A 22257-nucleotide genomic window follows, 5' to 3' on the forward strand; every position below is an offset into this window, starting at 1 on the left:
ACGCTGCGTGGCAGTTATGTGACCTACCGTGCCCATTTCGTGAAGGGATTTGCCCTGCCTGCCCCAAATGCCGGGAAATTGGACGCGCCGAATCTCACCGGACGGCGCCAAAAAAAGACCGGAACGGTCAGTAGCCGAGCTCGTGCAGCCGGCGGTCGTCGATCCCGAAGTGGTGGGCGATCTCGTGGACCACGGTGATCCGGACCTCCTCCACCACGTCCTGCTCGGTATCGCAGATCCGCAGGATCTCGTTGCGATAGATGGCGATGTGATCGGGAAGTACGCCGCCGTACCAGTCGCCCCGCTCGGTCAGGGGTACTCCTTGATACAAGCCGAGCAGGCCGGGCTCGGGCGCGTCGTCCTCAACGACGATGACGACGTTCCGCATGTGCGCGGCCAGCTCCGGTGGAACCGTGTCGAGTGCCTCACCGACCAGTTCCTCGAACGCTTCGCGCGTCATCTCGATCACGACATCATTGTGCTCGACGGAAAGGAGAGACCGTGCTCGTAGCGCACCTCCGGACCGCGCTAGGCAAGGCCCGGACCGCGCTGGCCAACGCCTGGACCCCCCTAGCCAGGCACCTCTCACGGCTCCCCCCGTACCTCACCGGCCCCCGGGTCCGCCGCTGGAGCCGCGCCACCGCAGTGGTGCTCGCCGGCCTCGCCGGTGGCCTCGTCGGCCTCCTCCTAGGGGGACGCATCGAAACCCCCATCGGCCCTACCGACGTCTCCCTGCTCCTACGCACCCACTGGGGCGGCGGCACGACCATCCAGATTCCCCCACTTGGAGCGTTGCAGCTCGACACGCACTGGGGCCCCATATCCCTTGAGGCCCGCGTCACCGAACTACGTCCCGAACCCGCCCGCGAGCTGATAGAGAACCCCACCGGGCTGGACGAGCTCACCGACCAGATAGGCGACCAGCTCCGGCACGGCGTCATCGTCCTCCTCCTCCGCGCGACCGCCCTCGCCTTCGCCCTCTCCTTCCTCACCGGCCTGGTCGTCTTCCGTTCCTGGCGCAAGGCCCTGGTCGGCCTGGGCTCCGCGTTCGCCGGGATGCTCGCCCTGACGCTCCTCACCTGGCTCACGTTCAACCCCCAGGCGATCGCGGAACCCCGCTACACGGGCCTCCTCGCCAACGCACCCCAGGTCGTAGGTGACGCCCGCAGCATCGTCGAACGCTTCTCCGCCTACCGCGCCCAGCTCGCACGCCTGGTGGGCAACGTCTCACGCCTGTACGCCGCCACCTCGACCCTCCCCACCTACGAACCGGACCCGTCCACCCTCCGCGTCCTGCTCGTCTCCGACATCCACCTCAACCCCGCCGCCTGGTCGGTCATCCGCTCGGTCAGCAGCCAGTTCAAGGCCAACCTCATCATCGACTGCGGCGACCTCACCGACCACGGCAGCGACCCCGAGGAACGGTTCGCCGACGACATCAAATCCCTGAAGGTCCCCTACGTCTTCGTGCGCGGCAACCACGACTCCACGGGAGTCGCCCGCGCCGTAGACCGCCAGAAGAACGCCATAGTCCTCGACGACGACCTCAAGGAAGTCGAGGGCCTGCGCATCTACGGCGTAGGCGACCCCCGCTTCACCCCGGACAAGACGACCCGCGACGACAACCTGGGCACCGCCCAACTCCGTACACGCGGCGCGCAACTGGCCCAGAAGCTTCGCAACACCGGCGAGACCCCCGACATGGTCGTCACCCACGATCCCGCGGAAGGCGAAGGCTTCTCCGGCGTCACCCCGCTCGTCCTATCTGGCCACAGCCACCAGCGCTCCACACGCCTGCTCCCCACCGGCACCCGCGTCTTCGTCCAAGGCTCCACCGGCGGCGCCGGCCTCCGCGGCCTCGAACACGAACAACCCACCCCGATCGAACTGTCCGTCCTCTACTTCAGCCGCGCCACCCACCGCCTCCAAGGCTGGGACGACATCCGCCTAGGCGGCCTAGGCCTCACCTCCGCCCAGATCGAACGCCGCCTGGAACCCAACCCCGACCGCACCATCGGCATCCCCAGGACCACCCCACCCACCAGCTCCCCGACCTTCCCGTCCCTGCCCCCATCCCAATGGCCCACCGAGACAACCCCGCCAACCAGCCCATCCCCGACCCGTCCAACCCGAGGGCGACTAACCGTTTATGCTTCCAGCCTGGTTGTCCCCTATGCTGGACCGGTCGAGTGGCAGCCGACCCTGCCACAAGGGCCCCCTTCGTCTAGCGGCCTAGGACGCCGCCCTTTCAAGGCGGTAGCGCCGGTTCGAATCCGGTAGGGGGTACCTGTTCTTCCTGTCGCCGTGTCGGCCCTTTAGGGCTTGAATTCGCTGGTCGGCGGGTTGTCCTGGGGGGTGGGGGCGGGCGTTTCCGGTATGCTCTGCGAGCCCTCTCAGGATTCAGGGTTCTCTATGACACAGACATCTGAGGCGTCCGTCGTGGGCCGGGGGACCGCTGAGCTTTCCGCGGAACGTACGCCGGAGGCGCGGCGGGCGCCGGGCGGTGCCGCGCGCAAGCCGCGCGACCCGCATCTGGACAACGCCAAGTTCCTGGCGATCCTGCTCGTCGCCGCCGCGCACGGTCTGGCGGGGATGAAGGACGTCCGGCTCGGCGCGGTGATCTGGACCTTCTGCTACATGTTCCACATGCCGGTGTTCCTGGTGATCAGCGGCTATCTGTCGAAGCGGTTCAGCTTCACCGACGAGCGGGTGATCGGGCTGGTGGGGTCCACCCTGGCCCCGTACCTGATCTTCCAGAGCGGCTACGCGCTGTTCGCGTGGGCCGCGGGCGAGCGGAAGTTCCAGTTCGACCTGCTCGACCCGTACTACGTGACCTGGTTCCTGCTGGCGCTGTTCGTGTGGCGGCTGCTCACCCCGATGTGGCGGCGGCTCAAGTACCCGCTGGCGACGGCGGTGCTGGTCTGCCTGCTCGCGTACATGGGCGACATGGGCAACACGCTGGACATCTACCGGATCCTGGGGCTGCTGCCGTTCTATGTGCTCGGCCTGCGCATCGGGCCGGAGGTGCTGGTGTTCCTCCGGCGGCCGCCGGTACGGATCGCGGGGGCCGTGACGCTGGTCGCCGGGTTCGGCGTCGCCTACCTGACCCACGACCGGATGAACAACCGCTGGCTGTTCTGGAACACCTCCAACGCCGACATGGGCGTGGACGAGCTGACCGGCACGATGATGCGGATCGGGCTGCTGCTGACGGCGACAGTGCTGCTCATGGCCTTCCTCGCCGTCACGCCGTCCCGCCGCACCTGGTACACCGACCTCGGCACCGCGACCCTGTACGGGTACCTGCTGCACGGGTTCTTCACCCGGTTCTTCGCGTTCCAGGGCTGGAACAAGGTGTCCTGGATCGACAGCGTCCCGGGGGTCCTGCTCGTGGTGGCGGTGTGCTTCGTGCTCGTGACCGTGCTGTGCACCGCACCCGTCCGCAAGGTGACCCGGTGGGCGGTCGAACCCGATCTGCGGGCGTTGTTCACCCGGAAGTGACCTCCCGCGCCACGGTGGTCCCGGCCAGTCACACGGAGATCACGAACCCCTTCGGAATGCCCGAAATCCCCACACACCTCCGCTGGCCAGGTAAAGTTAACCCTCAGTTTCCATGTGCGGATCCGCAGGCCCCGCGATACCACGGCGCCCGCCCGCCCCCCTTCGGGATCCCCACCCGGTCACAGCGACGCCGGCGGTCGGTCAGCGCTGCCTTCGAGGAAAGGGACGGACGTATTGGTCATGGCACCGCAGGGTGAGCGTCGTACCGTTGCCGTCATCCTGGCGGGTGGCAGCGGGCAGCGGATGGGGCTCAGCACCCCCAAACAGCTCCTCAAGATCGCGGGCAGGACGATCCTGGAGCACACGTTGCGCGTCTTCGAGGACGCCCCGGACATCGACGAGATCCTCGTCCTGATGAACCCCGGGTTCCTCCAGGACGCGGCGGAGTGCGTGAAGAAGGCCGGCTGCACCAAGGTCACGGCGGTCCTGCCCGGTGGGACGTCCCGCAACGCCACGACCCAGCTCGCGCTCGACGCCTTGGCGGACCATCCCGCGGAGTCGACCAATGTGCTCTTCCACGACGCGGTGCGTCCCCTGCTGTCGCAGCGCATCATCCGCGACTGCGTCGCCGCCCTGCGCGAGCACCTGGCCGTGGACGTGGCCATCCCCTCGGCCGACACGATCATCAAGGTCGACGAGGACGTGATCGTCGACGTGCCGCGCCGGGCGAGCCTGCGGCGCGGGCAGACCCCGCAGGGCTTCCGGCTCGCCACCATCCGCGCCGCGTACGAGAAGGCGTGGCAGGACGAGGACTTCGAGGCGACCGACGACTGCACGGTGGTGCTGCGCTACCTGCCCGGCACGCCGATCTACGTGGTCCGGGGCGACGAGCACAACATGAAGGTCACCGAGCCGGTCGACATGTTCGTCGCGGACAAGCTGTTCCAGCTCGCCTCGTCGGACGCCCCGGACCTGACCGAGGAGCAGTACGCCGAGGCGCTGGCCGGCAAGACCATGATCGTGTTCGGGGCCAGCCAGGGCATCGGCGCCGCCGTCCGCGAGCTCGCCCAGCGGTCCGGCGCCCGCGTGTTCGGTTACAGCAGGGGCGCCACCCGCACCCACGTCGAACGGCCGGACGACGTGGCCGCCGCCCTCGCCCAGGCGTACTCGGCGACCGGGCGCGTCGACTTCGTCGTCAACACGGCGGGCGTGCTGCGCATCGGGCGGCTCGACACGATCGCGCCGGAGGCGATCGAGGAGGCGCTGCGGGTGAACTACCTGGCGCCGATCCACATCGCCCGCGCGTCGTTCCCGTACCTGGCCAAGACCAAGGGGCAGTTGCTCCTCTACACCTCCAGCTCGTACACCCGCGGGCGCGCCGACTACAGCCTGTACTCGTCCGCGAAGGCGGCCACGGTGAACCTGACGCAGGCGCTGGCGGACGAGTGGTCGGCCGACGGGGTCCGGATCAACTGCATCAACCCGGAACGGACCAGCACCCCGATGCGGACGGCGGCGTTCGGGCAGGAGCCGCCCCACACCCTGCTCAGCGCCGACCAGGTGGCCCGGACGTCGCTGAACGTCCTGCTGTCCGACCTCACCGGTCAGGTCATCGACGTGCGCCGCGAGGACCCGCTGCTCAACGGCGGCCGTTCCGGCTGACGCCGAAACCTGACCAACAACCCCCTTCCCCCATCCTCCGCCTCCCCCCAGAGGCCGCGCTGATCAGTCGGAGGTACGCCGTGCGGCGACTCGTCTCCCTGTACAGGATCCTTCTGCGGGGTTCACCCGTGCTGACCCTGCCCGGAACGCTGGCGCTGCTGCTCGTGGCCGCCGTGGTGGGGTCACCCGGCTGGTTCCTGGGCGCGGCGGTCCTGTGCCACATGGCCGAGCTGCTCGTCGAGCGGCTGGCGCCGGAGGCGGACCGGCCGCTGCGTTGGGGCGGGATGGCCGCGGGCGCGCGGCTGATGGCCCGGCAGGCCGCGCTCGTGCTGCTGCTCGTCCGTGCCGCTGACGTGTCGGACGCGACGGTCGTGACGGCGGTGGCGGGCCTGTTCGTCCTGGACTGGACGCGGGCGATGGCGCTGGCCGGCTCGGCCTCGCTCGAACGTGTCGGCAGGATCCCGTACGCCACCCGGAACCTGGGCAAGGGCGAGCCGGCGTTCCCCGCCCCGCCGCCCGCCTGGCAGCCACGGCTGGTCGGCCTGCTCGAACAGCACGGCGACGCCCTTCCCCTCGTGTTCGGCGCCGCCGGCCTGCTGACGGGCGCCCCGCTGCCGTCGCTGCTCGCCGGGCTCGGGGTGACGGCGGCCGCCGCGCTGGCCGTCTGCGCCGGGCAGCTCCCGCGCCTGCGCCGACTCCGCTACCTGCTGAACGGCGCCCACGTGGGCAAGGACGTGCAGCGCCGCGTCACCGCCTACCAGCCGGAGGTCGTGCTGTACTTCACCGGCCTGACCTCCAACGCCTACCAGGCCAACATGTGGCTGGAGGCGCTGGAGCGGCTGGACCGCAAGGCGATGGTGGTGGTCCGCACGCCGGAGCTGGCGAGGGCGCTGGCCCCCACGCCGCTGCCGATCGTGTGCGTCACCCGCGCCGAGGACGTCATGAACTTCGACTGGTCCAGCGTCCGGGTCGCGCTCTACACCGGCAACACCGGCAAGAACCTCCACCTGCTGCGCGAACCCCACATCAAGCACGTGTTCGTCGGCCACGGCGACAGCGACAAGGACTCCAGCTCCAACCCGGTGAGCAAGGTCTTCGACCAGGTCTGGGTCGCGGGCCCGGCCGGGCGCGACCGCTACCGCAACTCCGACGCCGGGGTCCGGGACGAGGCCATCGTCGAGGTGGGCCGCCCGCAGCTCACCGGTATCGAGACCGGCCCGTCCGGCAACGAGGTGCCCACCGTCCTGTACGCGCCGACCTGGGAGGGCTGGGACAGCGAGCACAGCTACTGCTCCCTGCTCACCATGGGCGAGAAGATCATCACCACGCTGCTGGCGCAGGGCTCCTTGCGGGTCATCTACCGGCCGCACCCGTACACGGGGACGCGCATGGCGGCCGCCCGCGCCGCGCACGAGCGCGTCATCGAGCTGATCGAGCGGGCGAACCGGGCGGGCGGCGCGCACAGCGTGGTCACCGGCGCCGAGGCGTCGCTGCACGACTGCTTCAACCGGTCGGACATGCTGATCACCGACATCTCCAGCGTGATCTCCGACTACATGCCGAGCCTGAAGCCGTACATGGTGTCCAACCCGAACGGCCTGGACGAGGCCGAGTTCCGCACCGCGTTCCCGTCCGCGTCGGCCGCGTACCTGCTGAACCCGGACTGCGCCGAGCTGGGCGTCATCCCCGGCGTGCTGGCGGCCCCGGACCAGGACGCCCTGGCCGAAAAGCGGCGCGAGCTCAGGGACTACCTCCTGGGCCCCGAGAGCCCGGACGCCATGACCCGGTTCGCCGCCGCCGTCGACGCCCTGGCCGAGGCGGGTCCGCGTTCCACCCTGTACGGTGTCCCCGCCCAGCCGGCCACCCTGGAGCCCGCCTAGCGGGGGCCGAATCGGGGGAAGCCTTGGCACCACCGCTTGTCAGCGTGATCGTGCCGGTCCACAACTGTCGGCACACGGTGGAGGCCGCGCTTGAGTCGGCCCTCACCCAGACCCTGCCGCCCGGTCAGGTCGAGGTGATCGCGGTCGACGACGGCTCGACCGACGGCTCCGCCGAACTGCTGGACGAGCTGGCCCGGATCCATGACAGGCTGACGGTCGTCCACCAGCCGGCCTCCGGCGGACCGGGCGCGCCGCGCAACCGGGGGCTGGAGCTGGCGTCGGGGACGTTCGTGTTCTTCCTGGACGCCGACGACCGGCTCGGCCCCGAGGCGCTGGCGCGGATGACGGCGATGGCCGAACGCAACGGCACCGATGTCGTCCTCGGCAGGCGGGTCGGGACGGGCGGGCGCGTGGTGAGCCAGGTCTCCGAGGTGAACATCGAGCGCGCCCATCCGCTCGACCCGGGCTGCGACCTGCTGCCCAGGATGTCGATGGCCGCCCTCCAATTGTTCCGCCGATCGCTGATCGACAGGGCGGGGCTGCGGTTCACCGAGGGCCTGCTCTCCCACGAGGACCACCTGTTCACCACAGGGGCCTATCTGAAGGCGAACGGCGTGTCCGTGCTGGCGGACTACGACTGCTACTACTGGACCGCCAGGGCGGACGGGACGAGCAGCACCCAGATGGGCGGGGCGGCCACCGCCGACGTCCACGCCATCACCGCACAGGCGATGGCGATGATCGCCGAGCACACCGAGCCGGGCGAGCACCGGGAGCGGCTGCACTACCGCTACCTGCACCAGGAGGTGTTCGCCCGGCTCGAACGGCGTTACCTGGACTCTTCCACGGACGAGCGGAAGGTCGCCAGAGTCGGGTGCCGGGAGCTTCTGGACGCTTGGCTGACGCCAGGGCTGCTGGCCCGCTTCAATCCGTTCCGCCGGGTGGTCGCCTACTGCATACAGCACGACCTCGATGCGCAGCTCGAAACCCTTCTGCGCTTCCACAGGAAGGAGTCTCGTCCCGGGATCCTCTTGGAGAGCGGTCGCGCCTACGTCCGGCTTCCGTTCTTCCGGGACGAGTCGGTGGGCATTCCCGACGCGCGCTTCGAGACGTCCCCGAAGCTCCGCCCCACCGTGACCGGGGTCACCTGGGAGCAAGACGGCCTTGCGGTCACCGGCACCGTCACGATTCCTGGGGTGGACGAGGGAACGCCCGAGGTCCATCTGCTGATGAACGACGGCGAGGGCGAGCGCCACCGGATCCTCTGCGAGACCTCTCCGGAGGACGTGTCCGGCGCATCCGGCGAGGGACGGGCCACGGCCTTCACGGGAACGATCCATCTCCCGGCCACCTGGGAGGACGGCCGCTGGGAGCTGAGCGTCGAGGCGGCCATCGAAGGACACACCCTCACGGCGCCGCTGGAGAAGCCGCGCGGCATGGCCGTCCCGCCGACGGCCCTCCTCCCAGCGGACGCGGGCCGGCGCCTCGTCCGTCCGCTGCCGGAGACGGCCAAGCACGGTACGCTCGCCATCGAGGTCGGCGGTGCCCTCATCCCGTCCGACCTGCGGAACGTCCAGGTCGAATGGTCGAAGGGCCGCCGCCTCCGGGTGACCGGTGAGCCGCCGCTCGGCGACCCGCGCCCCGGCATGAGCGTTCTGCTCCAGCGCCACGGGTACGACGGCACCGCGATCCGCACACCGCTCGTGCCCGACCCCGGTAGCCCGTCGCGCCATGTCGCCGAAGTCCCCCTTGCCGGTGCCCGGTCGGGCACGTGGCGGGTATCGTTCCGGATCGACGGCGTCGCTGACCCGGTCGCGATCCGCGTTCCAGGCGGCGGCGCGCGCGGGCCGGTGATCACGTCGCTGCTGCCACCGCGCCGCGCGATGGTCCGGCTCGACCCGATGACCGTGCGGGTCGCGACACCGCTGGTGGCACGGCTCCGGCGGGCGGCAGGGCGTTTCCGAGCACGACGGCACGACGTTGAGAAAGGCGGGGCATGAGCCACCGGATCACGCCGAGCGCGCAGGTCGACCCTAGCGCCGAGCTCGGTGACGGCACCACGATCTGGGATCTCGCGCAGGTCCGCGAGAACGCCCGGCTGGGCGCGAACTGCATCGTGGGACGCGGCGCGTACGTCGGCGCCGGCGTGCGCATCGGCGACAACGTCAAGCTGCAGAACCACGCGCTGGTGTACGAGCCCGCCATCCTGGAGGACGGCGTCTTCGTCGGCCCGGCGGTCGTCCTCACCAACGACCGGGAGCCGCGGTCGGTGGACCCGGACGGGAAGCTCAAGCGCGGCGGCGACTGGGAGGCGGTCGGGGTGCACGTCGCCGAGGGCGCGTCGCTCGGCGCCCGCAGCGTGTGCGTCGCGCCGGTACGGGTCGGCCGCTGGGCGATGGTCGCGGCCGGCGCGGTCGTGACCCGTGACGTCCCCGACTTCGCGCTGGTCGCCGGCGTCCCGGCGCGCCGCATCGGCTGGGTCGGCAGGGCCGGGGCGCGCCTCACCCAGCGCCCGGACGGTACGTGGGAGTGCCCGCGTACCGGCGAAACCTACATCGAGGCCCCTGCGGGCGACGATCCGGACACGGTGGTGCTCACGGAGAAGCCCCGCTGACCGTCAAGGGCGGCCGTGGAGGTCCTTGTCCCTGCGCGTGGTGATGGTGAGGTCCTTGTGCTTGCGGGCCAGCCGCCAGCCGAGCGTCATCGCGGTCCTGTCGGCCACGACGACCCGTTCGACCTGGGACATGTCGATCCGCGGCAGGACGCGCCGGCGTGCCAGCCGTGCCAGCAGCAGCGGCCGGACGTGCTTGTAGAACGGGAGGAAGAGCCGCCGGTGGATCGTGCCGCTGATCCGGCTCCGCACGCGGTCGAGGAACGCCCCGGGCGGTCCCAGCCGCTTCACCGGGCGGGACACGAGCCGGGGAGCCCTGATGACCAGGGCGCGTTCCAGCCAGGGCAGCGGATGCCTGGCCTCGATGGGCCGGAGCTGGTGCAAGCGGACCCGCTCGTCCAGCTCGTCCCAGCCCTTCTCCCGGGCGGTCACCAGATCGACCTGCGCGCCCTCGTTCAGGAAGTACCCGGCCAGTTCGGACACCTCCGCCCTGCGCCCGCCTCCGGGGTCCATGGCCAGCACCAGCACCCGCGGGGATTTCGCCTCGTTCACGTCAGCCCCCTGCATGCTCATTCCCCGCCGCCGCGTCCGGCCAGTTCGCTCAGCCGCCGCACGAGCGGTTCCAGCGTGATGCTGCGTTCGTACCGTTCGGCGTAGGCGCGGGCCTCGTCCACCTGCCGCTGGTCGAGACCGGCCGCCGCCTTCGCCGCCTCCACCATCGACGAGGCGATGTCCGCCGGGTCGAGGCCGCCCGGGTTGAACCACAGCGGGTAGTCCTTCAGCAGTTCCTCGGCCGCCGAGCCCGGCGCGTGCACCGACACGATGGGACGCCCCGCCGCCATGTACTCGAAGATCTTGCCGGAGGTGACGTACCGGCCGCCGCCGTTGAGGAACACCAGGACGTCGGAGTCCCGGTAGACGTCGGCGAGGTCGGTCTTGGACACCGGGCCGCGGTAGCGGACGCCCGGCGCGATGTACCCCTCGTCCCGTCGCTCCTCGCCGGACGCCGCCTCGGCGAACCGCCGGCGGAGCGGCTCGACGGCGCCCCTGAAGAACCCGAAGTACCCGTAGAGGTCGAGCTCGGCCCCCGCCACGTCGGGATACTCGCGGGCGCGGACGAACGCCTCCACCAGCTCTTCGATGGGCTGCTTCTCGGTGATCGTCCCGACGAACGAGAACCGCAGTGGGCGCCCGCCCCGTTCGGCCCGGGCCGCGGGGGGCGGCTCGGCGATCTCCGCGAGCGTGTCGGTGTCCCACCCGTTCAGGACGATCATCATCCGGTCGGCCGCCTGCGGGTAGCGCTCGGCGTGCCAGGCCCGCTGCGCCTCGTTGACGAACACGGAGTTGGCCGCCCGCCGGAGGATCCGCGGCTCCCACCGCCAGGCCGGATGGTCGTCGTCGAACATCGGGCACTCGTCGAACTGGTCGAGCGTCCAGGAGTCCCGGTAGTCGATGACGAAGGGGGTGCGGGTCAGCCGGTTGAACAGCCAGGCCGCGCCGAACGACGCGAACGGGTTCCCGGTGGCCAGCACCACGTCGAACCTGCGCCGCGCGTGCATCCGCAGCGCCTTGACGACGCTGGCGCGCGCCCAGGACAGATAGCGCTCTGGGAAGATCCGCTTCTGCCCCCACAGGTACAGGGAGTGCGCGAGGTGTGGGAACATGCCGCGGAACCGGCTGAAGTCGTGCAGGTCCGTCTGCCACGAGTACCGGTTCAGGCGGGGCCGCACCACCGTGATCCGCGGGTCGACGGTCTCCAGCAGCTTCTCGTCGACCGACCCGATGGTGTCGTACAGGAAGGGCAGCGGCGCCGCGAAGACCGTGACGTCCCAGCCCTGCTCGGCGAGGCGGTTGGCGGTGGCGCGGGCCCGGTACACCCCGCTGGCCCGCGAAGGCGGGAAGTAGAACGCGAGGTAGAGCACGCGCGGACGGCGTTCGGACATGATGTCACCCTTTGCTCTGACCGGCCGCGGGCCGATCCCGGTCGGTCGTGTGGACGGGCGGTACGGGCGCGTTCACGAGCGACCGGACCTCCCCGGCGACGAGGAGGATCGGTCGGAACCGGCGGTCCCGGCCAGCAGCCGGCCGTAGACGCCGTCGAGCACTTCGGCCTGTGCCTCCCACGTCCACTCCCGGAGCAGGTCGGGGCGGTCGTCGTACACGCTCCGGTACCTGGCGGGGTCGGTCAGCACCGCCTCGACGGCGCGCACGTAGTCGGCGACGTCCTCGGCGCGGAACACCTCGCCCTGCCCGGTGGCCCTGACCATCTCGCCCATCGCCTTCACGTCGCTGACCACGATCGGCAGCCTGGCGTGGGAGTACTCGAAGAACTTGGTGATCAGCGCGATCTCGTGGTTCGGCCAGTGGTGGATCGGGATCACCCCGAGGTCGGCCACCGACAGGAGCTCCACGACCTGGTGGAACGGCACGTACCCCCGAACGTGCAGGCGGTCGGCGACGCCGAGTTCCCGCGCTCGGGCGCGCAGTTCTTGGACGTACTCGACCTTCGGCTTGGAGACGATGAGCGCGACGTGCAGGTCGGGCAGCTTCGGCAGCGCCTCGACCATCACGTCCAGGCCGCGCTGAGGGGACGCGACGCCGCTGTAGACGGCGAGCGGGGTGTCGGGGCCGATGCCGCACAGCTCCCGCAGGTCGGGCACGGGCTCGCCGTCGTCCGACGCCGGCGCGCCGACGATCGGGGCGTTGAGGACGACGGTGGGCCGCTTGCGCAATCCGTGGGTCTCGACCAGCAGATCGCCCAGTGGCTCCGACACGGTCACCACCTCGTCGGCCATCCCGGCGTACTCGCGCTCGTGCGCGCACATCGCGGGCAGCCACCGCGGGCTGACGCTCCACGACCTGATGCCGGGCACGAACTCGTGCGCGTCCCACACGAGCTTGACGTCCCGGCCCTTGGCGCGGGCTCGGAGCGCGGCGCGGGCGCCGACGCCGAGCATGCGGAAGTCGTTGGCGTGGATGATGTCCGGCCGCAGCTTGTCGATCACCTTCCCGTAGGCCGTCTCCCAGTCCCACAGGCTCCGGTCCAGCACCCGCCAGCAGCGGTCGCCGAGCAGCCGCTGCCAGAAGCCGATGGCGAGCCGCTCCACGGGCGAGTCCGGATTGCTCCGGGCCTTGGCCAGCGAACGGGTCTGGCGTTCGCGCAGCCCGACCCAGCGCTGCTGGACCTTCGCGGCGACCCGGCGGCCCATCAGCCACACGGCTCGCGGCGAGGCCGGGCCCGCCTTGAGCGTGAGCCGGCTCGCGGCCAGATCGGACCTGCGGGACTGGACGAGCCTGCGGCGGTACGCGGCCGTGCCCGCGTCCGCGTAGGCGAGCGGGCGCCGTAGCTGGGAGCGGACCCAGCGCCGCGGAGGCCCCTCCAGCGTCGTCGGCACGGGCACGAGCCGTACCTTGGCCTTCCCCAGCGTCCAGGACTTGGGTCTCCCGCCGAACGTGCAGCCGATGAGGTGGACCTCCCAGCCGGCCTCGGCGGCCGACTGCGCCGCCTTCTGCACCCGCGAGTCGATCGTGACCCCGTTGTCGACGAGCATGACGATCCGGCCACGCGATGCCGCGGGGGTGGCCGCGTCGTCTTCGCCCTGCATCACTTCTCCTCTGCCGTTCGGGCCTGGGCGGATCAGACGGCCAGTCGGCCGTAGAACGCCACGTCGAGATCCTTCCCCCAGCCCTCGGACGTTCGCGCCGTCCCGGCCAGCAGCCCACTGGCGGGGGCGAACGACTGCACGTCCGCGACCACCAGCAGGTCGGGCGACCCGACCGCCAGCACCGCCCGCCGCAGGACCTCGGCGGGGTCGCGGCGGTAGAAGCGGGCCAGCCGGCGGTCGATGGGACGGGCGACACGGCGCCGGTAGGCGTTGTCCACCCGCTCACGGGTCCCGCTCAGCGGACCGGGCAGGCAGACGCGCAGCAGCAGCCGGGGCACCCGGTACAGAGGCAACCGCACCCACCAGGGACGATCGCGCTGGTACGTGCTCAGTTCGACCAGCTTGACACCGCTGGGCAGCGGGTCCTTCTCCCATGAGGCGGCCTTGCGGACCAGCACGGTCGCGGTGCCGCCGTCGGCGACGATCCGTCCCGCCTCGGCGGCGACCGCGGGCCTGCGGGTGCCGCCCAGGGCCAGGAACAGAACGTTCATCCCTCGTCACCTCCGCCGGCCGTGTCCTCGGGGAACCAGTGCTCGTAGTGCGCCTCGGCGACCGTCCGGTAGCCGAACCGGTCGTCCAGCGTACGGCGCGCCCGTTCCAGGTCCAGGTCGTGCGGGAAGCGCTCGCGCAGCCGGTGGTACCCCTCGACAAGGGAGTCGGCGCTCTCCTCGACGTCGACCATCTGCCCGGCCGCGTCCTCGATCCCCGCGAGGGTGTGCTCGGGGCCGCCGCACCGGGTCACCAGTACCGGCATGCCCGCGGCGACCGCCTCGATGATGGACACCCCGAACGTCTCCCAGCGCGCTGGATGCACGAGCAGGTCGTGCTCGCGCATCAGCCGGGTCGCCTCGTCGGGCGGGACCGCGCCGAGCATGGTCACGGCCTGGTCGACTTGGAGCTCACCGGCCCGCCGCGCCAGCTCGTCGGCCAGCGCCCCGGACCCGGCGATCGTCAGCGTCAGCTTCGGGTCCTCGGCGTGGCATTTGGCGAACGCCTCCAGCAGCCAGCCGACGCCCTTGCGCTCGATCAGGGTGCCCACGTACAGCCAGCGGCGCAGCTCGGTGACGGGCTCGGGACGGCGCTCCTCGAAGGAGATCGGGTTGGAGATCAGCTCGATCTTGTGGGCGAGCGACGGGAACGCCGCGACCAGCTTGTCCCGCAGGGCCTCGGTCACCGCGAAGAAGCCGGTGCAGCGCTCCAGCACCTGCCCGTACATGTCCCGGCAGCCGGGGTGGTCGAGCACCGTGTCGATGTAGGAGGCGTGCTCGGTGACGAACACCCGCGCGTCCGGCCGAGCGTTCTCCAGCGCCGTCCAGCCGCCCCGCAGGCCCACATGCGCGTGGACGACCGGGGCGGGGATCGGCTCGCCGCCCAGCGCCTCGCCCAGCCAGGACGCGTGAAGCCTGGCGAGCTCGTCGAAGCTGCCCTTCGGGCACGGCACCGGAACCCGCAGCAGCTCGGCGCCCCCGACGGTCTTCCCACGCCGCAACGCGGTCGGCAGCAGGCGGCGGTACGCCTCCTCCGCCGCCTCCCGCTCCTCCGCGCTCTTCATCCGGGCACGCCACGCGTCGGTGTGGTACACGGTGACCTCGCCGCATCCGGGTGCCGTCGCCTCGACCATCGCGGCGACGAAGGCACCGGCGAACGGGGTCTGCGGGATGGGATACCAGGGAGTGACGACGGCCACGTCCCGGTTGTCGGCCATGCTCGTTCTCACCTCTCGGTGGATGTCGTCGAGTCCTCGGCCGGGCCGCCGATGACGATGCGTTCCACGCCGGCCCATCTCGCGGGGTCGGTGACGCGGCGGCCGTCCACCAGGGCCTTGACGCCCGGCAGGTCGTCCGGGCCCAGGTCGCGGTATTCGGCGTGGTCGGCCTGGACGATCGCGGCGGACACCGGCTCGCCCCGGTGCGGCGGCAGGCCCAGCTTCTCCAGCTCGGCGTCGGTGTACATCGGGTCGGACACGTACGGGACGGCCCCGCGTTCCCTCAGCGCGGCGACCGTCGGGAAGACGCCGGAGAACGCGGTCTCCTTCACACCGCCCCGGTACGACGCGCCCAGCACCAGGACCCCGGCTCCGGTGAGATCGCCGTAGGCGTCGGCGAGGAGACCCACGGCGTACTCGGGCATCGCGGCGTTGGCCTCCCGGGCGGCCCGCACCACGGTCGCGGACGGGTCGTTCCACAGGTACATCCGCGGGTAGACGGGGATGCAGTGGCCGCCCACGGCGATGCCCGGCTGGTGGATGTGGCTGTACGGCTGGGTGTTGCACGCCTCGATCACCTTGGTGACGTCCACCCCGACGGTGTCGGCGTAGCGCGCGAACTGGTTGGCGAGACCGATGTTGACGTCCCGGTACGTGGTCTCGGCGAGCTTGGCCAGCTCGGACGCCTCGGCGGAGCCCAGGTCCCACACGCCGTTGGGGCGGGACAGGTCGGGGCGCTCGTCGAAGTCGAGCACCTGCTCGTAGAACTCGACGCCGTGCCGCGCCGAGGCCGCGTCGATCCCGCCGACCAGCTTCGGGTAGCGGCGCAGGTCGGCGAACACCCGTCCGGTGAGCACCCGCTCCGGGCTGAACACCAGGTGGAAGCCGGTCCCCGCGGCCAGCCCCGAGCCCTCTTCGAGCATCGGCGCCCAGCGGTTCCTGGTGGTGCCCACCGGCAGCGTCGTCTCGTAGCTGACCAGCGTGCCGGGCTTGAGGCCCGCCGCGATCGAACGGGTCGCCGCGTCCATCCAGCCGAAGTCGGGCGTGCCCGCCTCGTCCACGAACAGCGGCACGACCACGACGACCGCCTCGGACTCGGCGACGGCCGCGGTCGTGTCGGTGGTCGCCGTCAGCAGCCCGGCCCCGACCGTCTCGGCAAGGTACATGCCGAGATCGGCCTCGCCGGGGAAGGGCTCGCGGGCGGCGTTCACCTCGGCGACGACCCGTTCGTCCACATCGGCGCCGATCACCCGGTGTCCCTTGCGGGCGAACTGCACCGCCAGCGGGAGACCGATCTTGCCGAGCGCGACCACGCAGATCCGCATGTGCTAGTTACCTCCGCCTCGGAGCTTGGACGTCGCGCGCCGGACCCGTCCGGCGACGGCACGGGGACCGATCCTGCGTGTAAGGATCGCGGTGGAGCCGCGCGCGTCGCCGTTCACCGTCAGCAGGTACGGCATGGCCCGGTGCCACATGATCCCCTTGACGGCGGTCATACCGGCCGGGATCGCCACATCGTAGTCCTCCGCGGACGTCCGGACGATCAGTCTCAGCGTGTGCTTGCCCCTGCCCGACGCGATCAGCGGCATCAGGGGGATCCGCGCGGTCAGCGTCACACCCTGCCCGCCGGGGTCGCGGGTGAGGGTCGTGCCCTCCACGGGCGTCCGTTCCTGGACGCCCCTCGGGGCGAGCGCGAGGCCGACCGTCGCGGGGTCGTCCGCGTCGGGGCCGGTGAACGGGGTGCGCACGGTCACTTTGACGTCGTTTCCGACACGCTTCGCCTCAACCGCCCTGACCTGCTCCTTCAGGCGCCTGCGCAGCCCCTTGGTGATCTCGAACAGGTCGTCGGGCAGGCCGGCGGCGGGATCCTCGAAGCCCACGTAGCCGAGGTACACGCGGCCCTTCTTGAGCGTGATCGGGTACGCGGTCTTGGCGGCGTCGGCCCGGATCGCCTCGTACAGGCGTTCCAGGTCGCCGCGCTGCGCCAAGCGCAACCGGACGCGGCGCCAGATGGGCAACAGGGCCATCACGTCATCGGTCACGTAACGGTCGACGATGGTCGCGACCCGCGCGCACACGTCCTTGCGGCCGTCCTCGTCGAGTTCGAGGAGGTTCTCCCGCAGCGGCTTGGTCAGCTCCCACATGGTATGGCGGTGCAGGATCGCGTCCCGTCGCGGGCCGGGTTCGAGTATTCCGGCGATGAACGGGAACAGGCGTTCGGCGCACTCCAGCCGGGTGTAGATCTCCACCTCGCCCTGGGTGATGTTGCCGCCGTCCTCGCGCGTCACCGCGTAATAGCAGGTGTAGTCCGCCAGGACCGAGATCCTCTTGGCGCGGACGAGCGCCTCGATGGTGAACGGCTGGTCGCTGCCGATCCGCATGTCCTCGGGGAACCGCAGCTTGTGCGTCTCCACCAGGTCGCGGCGGAACAGCTTGCAGTTCGACAGCAGCCACTTCAGGGGCGAGTCGTACAGGTCGAGGTCGGGCCGGTTCCCGTCGAACAGCCCCTGGTGGATGGAGCGCCCGTTGACGCCCTCCATCTTCCCGACCAGGACGTCCGACCCCCACTCGTCGGCCGCCGCCACCATCCGTTCCAGCGCCTCGGGCCCGAGGTAGTCGTCGGCGCCGACGAAGTACACGTAACGGCCGGACGCCACGTCCAGGGCGCGGTTGCTGGGACGGGCCGGGCCACCGGAGTTCGGCTGCCGCAGCACCGTGAACAGGTTCGGATGCTTCTCGGCGAACCGGTCGAGCTCCTCGCCGCTGCCATCGGTGGATCCGTCGTCGACCGCGATGACCTCCATCCGGTCATGCCCGATGCTCTGCTCCACCAGCGAGTTCAGGCACGCCGTCAGGTACGGCATGGTGTTGTAGACGGCGACGACGACGCTGACGTCGACCCGGTCAGACGGCACCGGCCACCCCCGGGGCCGGAAGCGCGACCGTCTGGCCGAGCTTCGCCGACTCCAGAACGGCCGCCGACACCTCGACCGTCCGCAGCGCCTGCCGCAACGTCACGATGTCGGCGGGAGGCTCGCCGCCGGCGGCGCCCGTGAGGACCGCGTCCCGGAACCGCTCATGCTCGACCAGCAGCGGCTCCCGCTTGGGGATCGCGTACCGGATCATGTCGCCCTCGGACACGCCGCGGAACGTCCGCAGCGCCTCCCATTCCGTGCTCAGCTCCCCGTTGGCGTAGAAGGTCAGGTCGGCGGTGAGCGTGTCGGCGACGAAGCAGCCGCGTTCCCCGGTGACCACCGTCGTCCGCTCCTTGAGGGGGCTCAGCCAGTTCACCAGGTGGTTGACCATGGAGCCGTCGGACAGGCGCCCCACCGCGGACACCATGTCCTCGTGCGGCCGTCCGCTGCGCGCCACGGTGTGCGCGCAGACCGACACGTAGTCCTGGCCGGTCACCCACGCGGTCAGGTCGATGTCGTGGGTGGCGAGGTCCTTGACGACGCCGACGTCCGAGATGCGGTGCGGGAACGGCCCCTGCCGGCGGGTGACCACCTGGAACACCTCGCCCAGCTCACCGGCCTCCAACCGCTTCCGCATGCTCTGCAACGCCGGGTTGTAGCGCTCGATGTGCCCGACGCCCGCGACCAGGCCGCGCGACTCGAACGCCTTCACCAGCCGCTCGGCCGCCTCCACCGACTCCGCCAGCGGCTTCTCGATCAGCGCTCCCACACCGGCCTCGGCCAGCGCGAGCCCGACCTCCTCGTGCAGCGCGGTCGGGCACGCCACCACCGCGTAGTCGACGCCGAGCTTCAGCAGCTCGTCCAGCTCGTCCAGCAGCGGCACCCCGTGCGGCGCGCCCTCAGGCTTGCCCGCCGGGTCGACCACGCCGACCAGCTCGACACCGTCCAGCCCCGACAGGACCCGCGCGTGGTTACGTCCCATCACGCCGAGCCCGACCAGGCCGGCGCGCAGCGGGGCGCTCACTCGACCGCCTCGTTCACGGCGTCGGCGACGCGCGCCAGCTCGTCCTCGGTGAGCGACGGATGCACTGGCAGGGACAGCACCTCCGCAGCCGCCCGCTCGGTTTCCGGCAGGTCCCAGCGCGGATCCGGCTTCCCGTCCTTCAGGAACGGCAGGAGCCGGTGGACGGGCGTCGGGTAGTAGACGGCACTCCCGATCCGCCGCGACTCCAGATGCTTCTGCACCGCGTCCCGGCGGCCGTCCGGCACGCGGACGGTGTACTGGTGGTAGACGTGTCGCACACCCGGCGCCACGGGCGGGGTGATGGCCCCGGTGATCTTCGCGTCCAGGAACGCGGCGTTGGCCCTTCGCCGCTCCGTCCACTCCGGAAGCCGCTTGAGCTGCTCGCGCCCGACGGCCGCCGCGACATCGGTGAGCCGCACGTTCGCGCCCACGACCTCGTTGGCGTAGCGCTGCTCCATGCCCTGGTTACGCAGCAACCGCAGCATCCGCGCCGTCTCCGCGTCCGCCGTGGTGATCATGCCGCCCTCAAGGGTGTGCATGTTCTTGGTCGGGTAGAAGGAGAAGCACCCGGCCGTCCCCATGGCGCCCGCGGGCGAGCCGTTCAACTGCGCGGCATGCGCCTGCGCCGCGTCCTCCACCACGGCGAGCGAATGCCGCTCCGCCAGCGCGCCGATCCGATCCATCGCCGCCGGATGCCCGTACAGATGGACGGGCATGATCGCCGCCGTCCGCGGCCCGATGGCCGCCGCGACCGCATCGACGTCCACGCAGAACGACCCCGGCTCGATGTCGACGAACACAGGCTCCGCGCCGACCAGCCTCACGGCATTAGCCGTGGCAGCGAACGTGAACGAGGGCACGATCACCTCGTCCCCTTGTCCGATACCGAGCGCCATCAGGGCCAGGTGCAGCGCCGACGTACCGGAGTTGACCGCGACGCAATGCCGTCCCGCCACCAGGGCGGAGAACTCCTCCTCGAAGGCCGCGACCTCGGGCCCCTGGACGACCCGTCCGGTACGAAGTACCCGTACCGCGGCCTCGATCTCCGCATCCCCTATCACGGGACGCGCCGCGGGGATCGGCCGCTCCTCTTCCTCGGGCATGCACACGCTCCTCATGGCACGACTGCGTAAGCGGGCGACTTCCTCAACGGGGGAAACGGAGCGCAATGATCAGCGCACATATTCGCGGAAGGTCACACCTAACGGTCGGATTCTAGCCAAACCCAACCACGGCGAGTGACGATTGTCAGCCAACCCTCAGAGCCAGGCCGTCCCTACGCCCTTCATGGAACCTTCCACAAACCTCCCCATCACTCCCTGATACCCACATGCTAGGGAGCAATAGAGCACAAACCTACCCGAGCCCGCGAGGCAACGGACCGACCTACACGTCGTCCCCGCGTGGGACGTCGCCGAGTATCTGCTCACGAAGGATGTCCGCGTGCCCGCAGTGCTGGGCCAACTCCCGCAACACATGCAGGTAGACCCAACGCAGCGGCAGCGGACCTCGCCGGTTGCCTCGCACGACGTCGTCCAACGCCAGCCCAGCGGTAGCCCGACGTGACGCCGCGCAAGCCTCCCTGTGGACCCGCTGGACGGAAGCAATCGTGTCGACCTCCCCCAGATCGAACGACTCATCGGGCGACCCGGGAATGCCGATCTCGTCCCGCGACCGGCACGTGATCGCCTCGTCGAACCACACCTTCTCAACGAAGGTGGCGTGCTTGAGCAGCCAGCAACGTCGTCTTGGATGCCACCAGCGACCGCCGCGCCTGCTCCTCGCTCAACCGTCCAAGCAGCCGTTCAACGCGGCCCGATGCTCATCAAGAAACACCTCGAACTGCTTCCGCAGCGAAGCATGCAAGACTGAGCCTTTTTCAGCATGCGTTGCTCTCGCGTAGTTGCAGGACGTGGATGGCGCGGGTGAGGTGGCCGGCGCGGTGGGGGCAGCAGCGGAGTTTGCGCAGGATGCGCCAGGATTTCAGCTGGGCGTTGGCGCGTTCGCCGGGGCCGCGCAGCCGGGCGTGGGCGCGGTTGGCGTCCTTGAGGGGTTCGGGTTTGCCGCGGCCCTTGTAGGGGGTCAGGACGTGTTCGCCCGCGCCCTGGTAGGCCTTATCGGCCAGGACCAGCAGGCCGCAGGTCCGCAGGAGGCGCACCACGCCCCAGATCCGGGCGGCCTTCAGGTCGTGGACCGAGCCGGGCAGCGATCCCGACACCCACACGATGGTCCCGTCCGGGGATGCCAGGACCTGCACGTTCATCCCATGGCGGCGGTGTTTTCCCGAGTAGAACGGGCGGTCGGCCGCGACCCGGTCGGTGGCGATCAGCGTGCCGTCCAGCACCAGGTAGGGATGCCCGGCGCGCTCAGCCGACCGCAGGGCCCGTCCCAGGCCCGGGGCGCGGGCGGCCAGCAGATCCACGGCCTCGTTGACGTACCGCCACGCCGTGGTGGTCGACACTCCGAACCCGGCCCCCAACTGCGCGAACGTCTCGCCTTTGCGCAGGTGGACCAGCACCATCAGCGCCTGGGCCCCGGCAGGCAGTGCCCGGCCCTTGCTGCCGATGGCCTTGCGGTGACGGCGGATCACGCCGGCGGCGTAGTCCAGGGTCCGGCGCGACAACGGCAGCGCGGCACGGTAGAAAAGCATGCGAAGCCTCTGGTGGCATGGTGATGGTTGTGGTGATCAGCCCATCCACCAGGGGCTTCGCCACGTCCTGGAGACGACACGCCACCCGTGATCACACCGTGATCGGCAACCTCACATGCCCTGCTGAAAAAGGCTCACTGAAGCCGACGTCGACGACAGAACACTCATGATCGCGACGATAAACCATCGCCCGCACCACATAGCCCAATACCGCTAAGTTAGGTGTTTTGTTGGTATCATTTGGCTGTGGCTCGCGTTGGACAGATAAAGCGTTCCGGTGGCTCGAGGTCGGCGGTCAGGCTGACAGACCGGATCTCTTTGGGTGTTTTGGCCGAGGTGATCCCTCGGGATTTCATCGAAGATGTCTTGAACGAGACCGGTCGGCGTGAGCGGCGGTCGCGATTGCTTCCGGCGCACGTCGTGGTGCGCTTTTGCCAGGCGATGTGCTTGTTTTTCGATGACGACTACGAGGAGGTTATGCGTAAGCTAGTATTTCGTATCTGAAGAATATTTACAGCTTTCCTTGGGAGTGGAATAATGACTGTTGTGGAGTTGTCGAAGCAGCAGCGTTCCTCTCTTGAGTCTGTGATCCGCCAGGGGGAATACGACAGATCGGTGGCGGCGCGCGCACAGTTCGTGCTGTG

Annotated in this window: 17 protein-coding genes, 1 tRNA gene and 2 pseudogenes; 8 read left to right on the forward strand and 12 right to left on the reverse strand. The window is 70.3% G+C overall.

Going from position 1 to position 22257, the window contains the following annotated elements:
- Nucleotides 1-127 precede the first annotated feature (127 nt).
- Nucleotides 128-469, reverse strand: coding sequence for a metallopeptidase family protein (locus tag QSK21_RS32330; RefSeq protein ID WP_285701360.1), 342 nt, complete (start codon nucleotides 467-469; stop codon nucleotides 128-130).
- Between the two features lie 587 nt (nucleotides 470-1056).
- Here QSK21_RS32330 and QSK21_RS32335 point away from each other — a divergent pair.
- The 7 genes and pseudogenes from QSK21_RS32335 to QSK21_RS32365 all read left to right on the forward strand — a co-directional run.
- Nucleotides 1057-1782 (forward strand): annotated as a pseudogene (locus QSK21_RS32335) (metallophosphoesterase family protein); the annotation flags it as partial.
- A gap of 431 nt (nucleotides 1783-2213) precedes the next feature.
- Nucleotides 2214-2286 (forward strand) — tRNA-Glu (locus tag QSK21_RS32340).
- A gap of 126 nt (nucleotides 2287-2412) precedes the next feature.
- Nucleotides 2413-3501: an acyltransferase family protein gene (locus QSK21_RS32345; RefSeq protein ID WP_285701361.1), complete on the forward strand. Its 1089-nt coding sequence runs from the start codon at nucleotides 2413-2415 to the stop codon at nucleotides 3499-3501.
- Nucleotides 3502-3741: 240 nt separating this feature from the next.
- On the forward strand, nucleotides 3742-5163 hold the full coding sequence (locus QSK21_RS32350; RefSeq protein WP_285701362.1) for a bifunctional cytidylyltransferase/SDR family oxidoreductase: 1422 nt from the start codon (nucleotides 3742-3744) through the stop codon (nucleotides 5161-5163).
- An 80-nt stretch (nucleotides 5164-5243) separates the two neighbouring features.
- The gene (locus QSK21_RS32355; RefSeq protein ID WP_285701363.1) at nucleotides 5244-7043 is read left to right on the forward strand and encodes a CDP-glycerol glycerophosphotransferase family protein; all 1800 of its coding nucleotides are present in this window, start codon (nucleotides 5244-5246) and stop codon (nucleotides 7041-7043) included.
- 23 nt (nucleotides 7044-7066) lie between these two features.
- Nucleotides 7067-9043, forward strand: a complete 1977-nt coding sequence (locus tag QSK21_RS32360; RefSeq protein ID WP_285701364.1) for a glycosyltransferase family 2 protein — start codon at nucleotides 7067-7069, stop codon at nucleotides 9041-9043.
- A complete protein-coding gene (locus tag QSK21_RS32365; protein ID WP_285701365.1) occupies nucleotides 9040-9657 on the forward strand; it encodes an acyltransferase in 618 nt (205 codons plus the stop codon). The genes QSK21_RS32360 and QSK21_RS32365 overlap by 4 nt, the downstream gene beginning before the upstream one ends.
- A 3-nt stretch (nucleotides 9658-9660) precedes the next feature.
- Here the strand turns inward: QSK21_RS32365 and QSK21_RS32370 are convergent, their stop codons facing one another.
- From QSK21_RS32370 to QSK21_RS32415, 11 genes are all read right to left on the reverse strand, one after another.
- On the reverse strand, nucleotides 9661-10221 hold the full coding sequence (locus QSK21_RS32370; RefSeq protein WP_285701366.1) for a hypothetical protein: 561 nt from the start codon (nucleotides 10219-10221) through the stop codon (nucleotides 9661-9663).
- Between the two features lie 2 nt (nucleotides 10222-10223).
- Entirely contained in the window at nucleotides 10224-11597 is a 1374-nt protein-coding gene (locus QSK21_RS32375) for a glycosyltransferase (RefSeq protein WP_285701367.1), read from the reverse strand.
- Nucleotides 11598-11669: 72 nt separating this feature from the next.
- Entirely contained in the window at nucleotides 11670-13259 is a 1590-nt protein-coding gene (locus tag QSK21_RS32380; RefSeq protein ID WP_285701368.1) for a glycosyltransferase family 4 protein, read from the reverse strand.
- A 32-nt stretch (nucleotides 13260-13291) separates the two neighbouring features.
- A complete protein-coding gene (locus tag QSK21_RS32385; protein WP_285701369.1) occupies nucleotides 13292-13810 on the reverse strand; it encodes a hypothetical protein in 519 nt (172 codons plus the stop codon).
- Entirely contained in the window at nucleotides 13807-15024 is a 1218-nt protein-coding gene (locus tag QSK21_RS32390) for a glycosyltransferase (RefSeq protein ID WP_285701370.1), read from the reverse strand. The genes QSK21_RS32385 and QSK21_RS32390 overlap by 4 nt, the downstream gene beginning before the upstream one ends.
- A gap of 8 nt (nucleotides 15025-15032) precedes the next feature.
- The gene (locus QSK21_RS32395; protein WP_285701372.1) at nucleotides 15033-16349 is read right to left on the reverse strand and encodes a nucleotide sugar dehydrogenase; all 1317 of its coding nucleotides are present in this window, start codon (nucleotides 16347-16349) and stop codon (nucleotides 15033-15035) included.
- 3 nt (nucleotides 16350-16352) lie between these two features.
- Nucleotides 16353-17939 (reverse strand): glycosyltransferase family 2 protein, encoded by a 1587-nt coding sequence (locus tag QSK21_RS32400; RefSeq protein ID WP_285701374.1) that lies wholly within the window; start codon nucleotides 17937-17939, stop codon nucleotides 16353-16355.
- Complete coding sequence (locus QSK21_RS32405; RefSeq protein ID WP_285701376.1) at nucleotides 17929-18963, reverse strand: Gfo/Idh/MocA family protein; 1035 nt, start codon at nucleotides 18961-18963, stop codon at nucleotides 17929-17931. Before QSK21_RS32405 ends, QSK21_RS32400 begins: the two co-directional genes overlap by 11 nt.
- Nucleotides 18960-20066, reverse strand: a complete 1107-nt coding sequence (locus QSK21_RS32410) for a DegT/DnrJ/EryC1/StrS family aminotransferase (protein WP_285701377.1) — start codon at nucleotides 20064-20066, stop codon at nucleotides 18960-18962. Before QSK21_RS32410 ends, QSK21_RS32405 begins: the two co-directional genes overlap by 4 nt.
- A gap of 283 nt (nucleotides 20067-20349) precedes the next feature.
- Nucleotides 20350-20697: a mycothiol transferase gene (locus QSK21_RS36270; RefSeq protein WP_352231356.1), complete on the reverse strand. Its 348-nt coding sequence runs from the start codon at nucleotides 20695-20697 to the stop codon at nucleotides 20350-20352.
- Between the two features lie 145 nt (nucleotides 20698-20842).
- Entirely contained in the window at nucleotides 20843-21613 is a 771-nt protein-coding gene (locus QSK21_RS32415) for a transposase family protein (protein WP_285701378.1), read from the reverse strand.
- A 264-nt stretch (nucleotides 21614-21877) separates the two neighbouring features.
- Between QSK21_RS32415 and QSK21_RS32420 the strand changes: the two are divergent.
- Nucleotides 21878-22105: pseudogene (locus tag QSK21_RS32420) on the forward strand (transposase domain-containing protein); the annotation flags it as partial.
- Nucleotides 22106-22257: the final 152 nt, after the last annotated feature.

The sequence above is a fragment of the Actinomadura sp. NBRC 104412 genome (assembly GCF_030269515.1).
Classification (GTDB): domain Bacteria; phylum Actinomycetota; class Actinomycetes; order Streptosporangiales; family Streptosporangiaceae; genus Spirillospora.

Excerpts from the sequence above, each read along its gene's own strand:
- QSK21_RS32345 (WP_285701361.1), top strand. The coding sequence starts at position 2,413 with ATGACACAGACATCTGAGGCGTCCGTCGTGGGCCGGGGGACCGCTGAG.
- QSK21_RS32350 (WP_285701362.1), top strand. The coding sequence starts at position 3,742 with ATGGCACCGCAGGGTGAGCGTCGTACCGTTGCCGTCATCCTGGCGGGT.
- QSK21_RS32365 (WP_285701365.1), top strand. The coding sequence starts at position 9,040 with ATGAGCCACCGGATCACGCCGAGCGCGCAGGTCGACCCTAGCGCCGAG.
- QSK21_RS32370 (WP_285701366.1), bottom strand. The coding sequence starts at position 10,221 with ATGCAGGGGGCTGACGTGAACGAGGCGAAATCCCCGCGGGTGCTGGTG.
- QSK21_RS32375 (WP_285701367.1), bottom strand. The coding sequence starts at position 11,597 with ATGTCCGAACGCCGTCCGCGCGTGCTCTACCTCGCGTTCTACTTCCCG.
- QSK21_RS32380 (WP_285701368.1), bottom strand. The coding sequence starts at position 13,259 with ATGCAGGGCGAAGACGACGCGGCCACCCCCGCGGCATCGCGTGGCCGG.
- QSK21_RS32385 (WP_285701369.1), bottom strand. The coding sequence starts at position 13,810 with ATGAACGTTCTGTTCCTGGCCCTGGGCGGCACCCGCAGGCCCGCGGTC.
- QSK21_RS32390 (WP_285701370.1), bottom strand. The coding sequence starts at position 15,024 with ATGGCCGACAACCGGGACGTGGCCGTCGTCACTCCCTGGTATCCCATC.
- QSK21_RS32395 (WP_285701372.1), bottom strand. The coding sequence starts at position 16,349 with ATGCGGATCTGCGTGGTCGCGCTCGGCAAGATCGGTCTCCCGCTGGCG.
- QSK21_RS32410 (WP_285701377.1), bottom strand. The coding sequence starts at position 20,066 with ATGCCCGAGGAAGAGGAGCGGCCGATCCCCGCGGCGCGTCCCGTGATA.
- QSK21_RS32415 (WP_285701378.1), bottom strand. The coding sequence starts at position 21,613 with ATGCTTTTCTACCGTGCCGCGCTGCCGTTGTCGCGCCGGACCCTGGAC.